A 4,569-nucleotide genomic window follows, 5' to 3' on the forward strand; every position below is an offset into this window, starting at 1 on the left:
TTTTAATATCGGAGGATTACCCAAGTCCGGCTGAAGGGAACGGTCTTGAAAACCGTCAGGCGGGTCAAACCGCGCGTGGGTTCGAATCCCACATCCTCCTTTTAATTTAATATTTTTATTATCGCGGGATGGAGCAGTCTGGTAGCTCGTCGGGCTCATAACCCGAAGGTCGTAGGTTCAAATCCTGCTCCCGCAATATAATGAAGTGGTCCCATGGTGTAGGGGTTATCACGCCTGCCTGTCACGCAGGAGATCACCGGTTCAAATCCGGTTGGGACCGTATTGGCTCGGTAGCTCAGTTGGTAGAGCAACGGATTGAAGCTCCGTGTGTCGGCAGTTCGATTCTGTCCCGAGCCATTTTCCGGAGGAGTAGCGAAGTGGCTAAACGCAGCGGACTGTAAATCCGCCCCATTATTGGTTCGGTGGTTCGAATCCACTCTCCTCCATTTGAATAGGGATATAGTTTAACGGTAGAACTACGGTCTCCAAAACCGTCGATGTGGGTTCGATTCCTACTATCCCTGTTTTGTTATCACGGCGGTATTGGTGAAGTGGTTAACACACCGGTTTGTGGATCCGGCATACATGGGTTCGAACCCCATATACCGCCCTTATTAATGGGTTATAGCCAAGCGGTAAGGCAACGGACTTTGACTCCGTCATGCGCTGGTTCGAATCCAGCTAACCCAATATAATCTTATATGTTTCTGGCGGTATAGCCAAGTGGTAAGGCAGAGGTCTGCAAAACCTTTATCGTCGGTTCGAATCCGACTACCGCCTTTTCACTTGGGCTATTTTAGGATTATTAATTATTTATTATGCCGGTGTGGCGGAATTGGCAGACGCGCTGGACTCAAAATCCAGTGCCCATTATGGGCGTATCGGTTCGACCCCGATCACCGGTATCTAGCTGAGAATATAAGTAAAAAAGACCTCAACGATTTTTAATCGTTGAGGTCTTTTTTAGATATTACTATGTTTAATCGTTTGACTTTCTACTGTACAGATGAAATTTAATTAGGACAAAAATTATTCACGATCGTTTAAATATTCTTAATATTGAATTGTTTGAAGTGATTTAGTATAACCGGTATACTTAATTGGTTAGTAATAAGGAGGACCTGATATGAATATTGGGATTTTTACAGATACATATTTTCCACAAATTAGTGGAGTAGCGACTTCAATTCAAACTTTGAAGAATAGCTTGGAAAATTTAGGACATTCTGTTTTTATTTTCACAACAACTGATCCAAAAATTTCACAAGAAGAGTTTGAACCTAATATCTTTAGATTTGGTAGTTTACCATTTGTTTCGTTTACGGATAGGAGAGTCGTTTACAGGGGATTATTTCATGCGACAGAAATTGCTAAAGAATTAAATCTAGATATTGTACACACCCAAACTGAGTTTTCAATGGGATGGATTGGCAAGTATGTTGCTAAAAGCTTAAAAATCCCGGTGATTCATACTTATCATACAATGTACGAGGACTATTTACACTATGTCTTAAATGGTCATCTATTGAAACCCGTTCATGTTAAACGGTTTGCACGTGCGTTCTTGCATCATACAAAAGGCGTAGTTGCACCCAGCCTACGTGTTAAAACGACACTTCAAAGTTATGGTGTTAAACAGCCTATTGAAATTATTCCAACAGGAATTGAATTGAGTAGTTTAAGTGAAAGTTACAGTGGTGATTTACGAAAAGAGTTAGGCTTAGCAGAGCAAACGCCAGTTATATTGACACTTAGTCGCATTTCAATGGAAAAGAAAATAAGTCGAATTTTAGAGGCGATGCCTAAATTAGTTGAATCAGTTAAAAATATTGTTTTAATAGTAGCCGGCGATGGGCCTGACCTCAAAACTTTAAAAAATGAAGCTGAAAGTTTAGGAGTATCGGATTCTGTTAAGTTTATTGGCGCAGTTCCTCATGAAAAAGTAGGCAGTTATTATCGAATGGCAGATCTATTTGTGTCAGCCAGCGATACAGAGGCACAAGGGTTGACGTATATAGAAGCCATGGCAACTGGTACTAAGTGTGTCGTATTCAGTGGCGAATACACTGATAGGTTATTTAATACGCCAGAATACGGGCGTACTTTTACTGATCATGAGGAAATGTATCAAGAAATTGTTGACTATTTACAAGAAGGCCCAGGTAAGATTAATCCTGAATTGCTAGAAGAAAAATTAGAGGAAATATCGGCAGATACGTTTGGTGAAAAGATAGAAAAATTTTACCAAACAGTTATCGAAGAGAACTAAATAGCATAGTTTGATAAGGAGTATACAAGTGATTAAAATTAATATGTTTTCGCATGCAGACTCAGTACAAGGACAAGGTGTTGGGAGTGCATACAAAGAATTAATTCGATTGTTGGATCAGCATTTAAAAGGAACATTCAAAGTGACTGTTAATGAAAAACAGCCTGTGGACTTAACGCACTACCATACTATTAACCCCTCTTTTTATTTGAATTCATTTAGCCGTAAAAGAGGACGGAAAATTGGTTATGTACATTTCTTGCCAGAAACACTAGAAGGTAGCATCAAATTGCCGTGGGTAGCAAGAAAAGTGTTCTATAAATACGTTGTTTCTTTTTACAAACGAATGGATCAAATTGTTGTTGTTAATCCAATCTTTATAGACAAGCTGACTCAGTATGGAATTGCACGTGAAAAAATTAAATATATTCCAAACTTTGTAACCAAAGATGTTTTTTATGAAAAGAGTGCTGAGGAAAAAGTAGAACTCAGAAAAGCTTATAATATTGATCAAGATAAGTTTATTGTGTTTGGTGATGGACAAGTACAACAAAGAAAAGGTGTTCTTGATTTTGTTAAACTTGCTCAGCAAAATCCTGATCTACAGTTTATTTGGGCTGGGGGCTTTTCTTTTGGAAAAATTACAGATGGTTATGAACAATTAAATAAAGTTGTTAAAAATCCCCCTAAAAATCTTATTTTCACAGGTATTATTCCGAGAGATCAGCTAGTTGATTATTTAAATATGGCTAATTTGTTTTTACTGCCATCTTTTGATGAATTATTTCCAATGTCGGTGTTAGAAGCATTCAGTACAGGAACGCCTGTCATGTTGCGAGATTTAGAGTTATATCGAGCCGTAATTGATGGTTACTATGAATCATGTGAAGATTCAGATGAGATGCAAGCTAAGATTCGTGAATTAGTTCATAACCAGGATAGAATTGCCGAACTAAAATCATTTTCAAAAACGGCTTCAGATCGATACTCGGAAGCTAATCTAACTAAAATTTGGAAGCAATTTTATGAAGAGCAGTATGAGATTGCTAAAGAAAATAATCAAAGTAGAGGATAATTTGATTTATGACTAGAAAAAATAAACTATGGTTCGTCGGGATGCTTTTATTTGGGTCACTTATTTTTTGGCTAGAAGCAAAGGACGTTCCGTTCTCACACTTGGTTAATGCCACGAAGAATTTTAACTGGTTTTACTTAGCAATCGCCTTTTTGTGCATGATTATAGCCTATTATTTTGAATCATTAATATTGAAGGTTTTGTTAATAGGTAGAGAAAAATCTAATTATTCCATGTGGCAGTTTTACCGTATACCATTAGTACAGGCATTGTTTAATGCAATTACACCTTTTTCATCAGGAGGACAGCCGGCGCAGCTGTATGCACTTTCAACAATGGGAGTAGAGGTAGGTCGTGCGAGTTCGTTACTAATGACTAAATTCATTATCTATCAGTTGGCAGTTTTGGTTAACTTTATTTTGACAATGATTTTTGGTTTTCAATTAGTAGCTCAACATTTTGGCGGCCTAGCCTTTTTGATTTTATTTGGCTTTGTTATTCACGTTTTTGCCATTGTGTTTCTCCTGTTAGTAATGTTCCAATACAAGTTTACTAAGGGTATGATGCATACTTTTTTAAACTTAGGTGTTTATGTAATTGATAAATTCTACGATTTAGTGCGATTTATTTTTAAGTCTCGAACTGAGAAGGTAAAAGAACTTAAAAGAAAGTTGCAAGATAAACAGTTAAAATGGAAAGATTCAGTAGATGAAAAAATAGATACTTTCTATAATGAAGGGCAGCATTTAAAAAACGAAAAGAAAAAGGTTATGTGGGCTGTGCTGTATACAATGATGCAGCTAATTGTTTTTTATGCTATACCGTACTTTGTCCTACTAGCACTAGGTGTACAAGCTAACTTCTTAACAGTTGTTTTCATGCATATTATGATTGTGATGATCACCTCTATTTTTCCATTGCCAGGGGGAGCAGGGGGAGCTGAGTACAGTTTCAAGATGCTATTTTCAACATTTGGATTAGCTCAGCCCCAATTAGTACTTGCCTTATTCTTATGGCGTTTTATCACTTATTATTTAGGGATGTTTTTAGGAGCATTTGCTTTTTTGTACAAGAAAAAGCAATAATGCTTCTTTTTTATAGAATCATAACAAAAGTATTGACGAAGTCAGTACGCCATGGTAATATAATTTTTGTCGTTAAATAACGACGCAACGCGAAATAAACAAATCAAAAAAAGATTTAAAAAAGTGTTGCAAGACAACTT

3 protein-coding genes and 10 tRNA genes are annotated in these 4,569 nt (G+C 37.0%); all 13 read left to right on the top strand.

All coding sequences use genetic code 11. The features are described 5' to 3' along the window. Positions 1-10 precede the first annotated feature (10 nt). The 13 genes from FC86_RS02350 (at position 11) to FC86_RS02410 (ending at position 4,429) form a co-directional block, all read left to right on the top strand. Positions 11-100, top strand: a tRNA-Ser gene (locus FC86_RS02350). Between the two features lie 22 nt (positions 101-122). Further along, positions 123-196 (top strand) — tRNA-Met (locus FC86_RS02355). 11 nt (positions 197-207) lie between these two features. After that, a tRNA-Asp gene (locus FC86_RS02360) sits at positions 208-280 on the top strand. A gap of 4 nt (positions 281-284) precedes the next feature. Further along, positions 285-357 (top strand) — tRNA-Phe (locus tag FC86_RS02365). Positions 358-363: 6 nt separating this feature from the next. Beyond that, a tRNA-Tyr gene (locus FC86_RS02370) sits at positions 364-446 on the top strand. 7 nt (positions 447-453) lie between these two features. Beyond that, positions 454-524 (top strand) — tRNA-Trp (locus FC86_RS02375). A gap of 13 nt (positions 525-537) precedes the next feature. Then, positions 538-610: transfer RNA gene (locus tag FC86_RS02380), tRNA-His, on the top strand. 8 nt (positions 611-618) lie between these two features. Then, positions 619-690 (top strand) — tRNA-Gln (locus FC86_RS02385). A 19-nt stretch (positions 691-709) separates the two neighbouring features. Continuing rightward, a tRNA-Cys gene (locus FC86_RS02390) sits at positions 710-780 on the top strand. 40 nt (positions 781-820) lie between these two features. Next, positions 821-905, top strand: a tRNA-Leu gene (locus FC86_RS02395). Between the two features lie 221 nt (positions 906-1,126). Next, positions 1,127-2,269 carry a glycosyltransferase family 4 protein gene (locus FC86_RS02400; protein ID WP_056974414.1) on the top strand — a complete coding sequence of 381 codons (1,143 nt, stop codon included), beginning with the start codon at positions 1,127-1,129 and terminating at the stop codon, positions 2,267-2,269. 28 nt (positions 2,270-2,297) lie between these two features. Further along, complete coding sequence (locus FC86_RS02405; protein WP_056974415.1) at positions 2,298-3,344, top strand: glycosyltransferase family 4 protein; 1,047 nt, start codon at positions 2,298-2,300, stop codon at positions 3,342-3,344. A gap of 8 nt (positions 3,345-3,352) precedes the next feature. Beyond that, on the top strand, positions 3,353-4,429 hold the full coding sequence (locus FC86_RS02410) for a lysylphosphatidylglycerol synthase transmembrane domain-containing protein (RefSeq protein ID WP_056974416.1): 1,077 nt from the start codon (positions 3,353-3,355) through the stop codon (positions 4,427-4,429). Positions 4,430-4,569: the final 140 nt, after the last annotated feature.

It is taken from the genome of Holzapfeliella floricola DSM 23037 = JCM 16512 (genome assembly GCF_001436605.1).
Lineage (GTDB): Bacteria > Bacillota > Bacilli > Lactobacillales > Lactobacillaceae > Holzapfeliella > Holzapfeliella floricola.

Bases quoted from the DNA above. Each gene is read 5' to 3' on its own strand.
- FC86_RS02400 (WP_056974414.1), top strand. From the start codon at position 1,127: ATGAATATTGGGATTTTTACAGATACATATTTTCCACAAATTAGTGGA.
- FC86_RS02410 (WP_056974416.1), top strand. From the start codon at position 3,353: ATGACTAGAAAAAATAAACTATGGTTCGTCGGGATGCTTTTATTTGGG.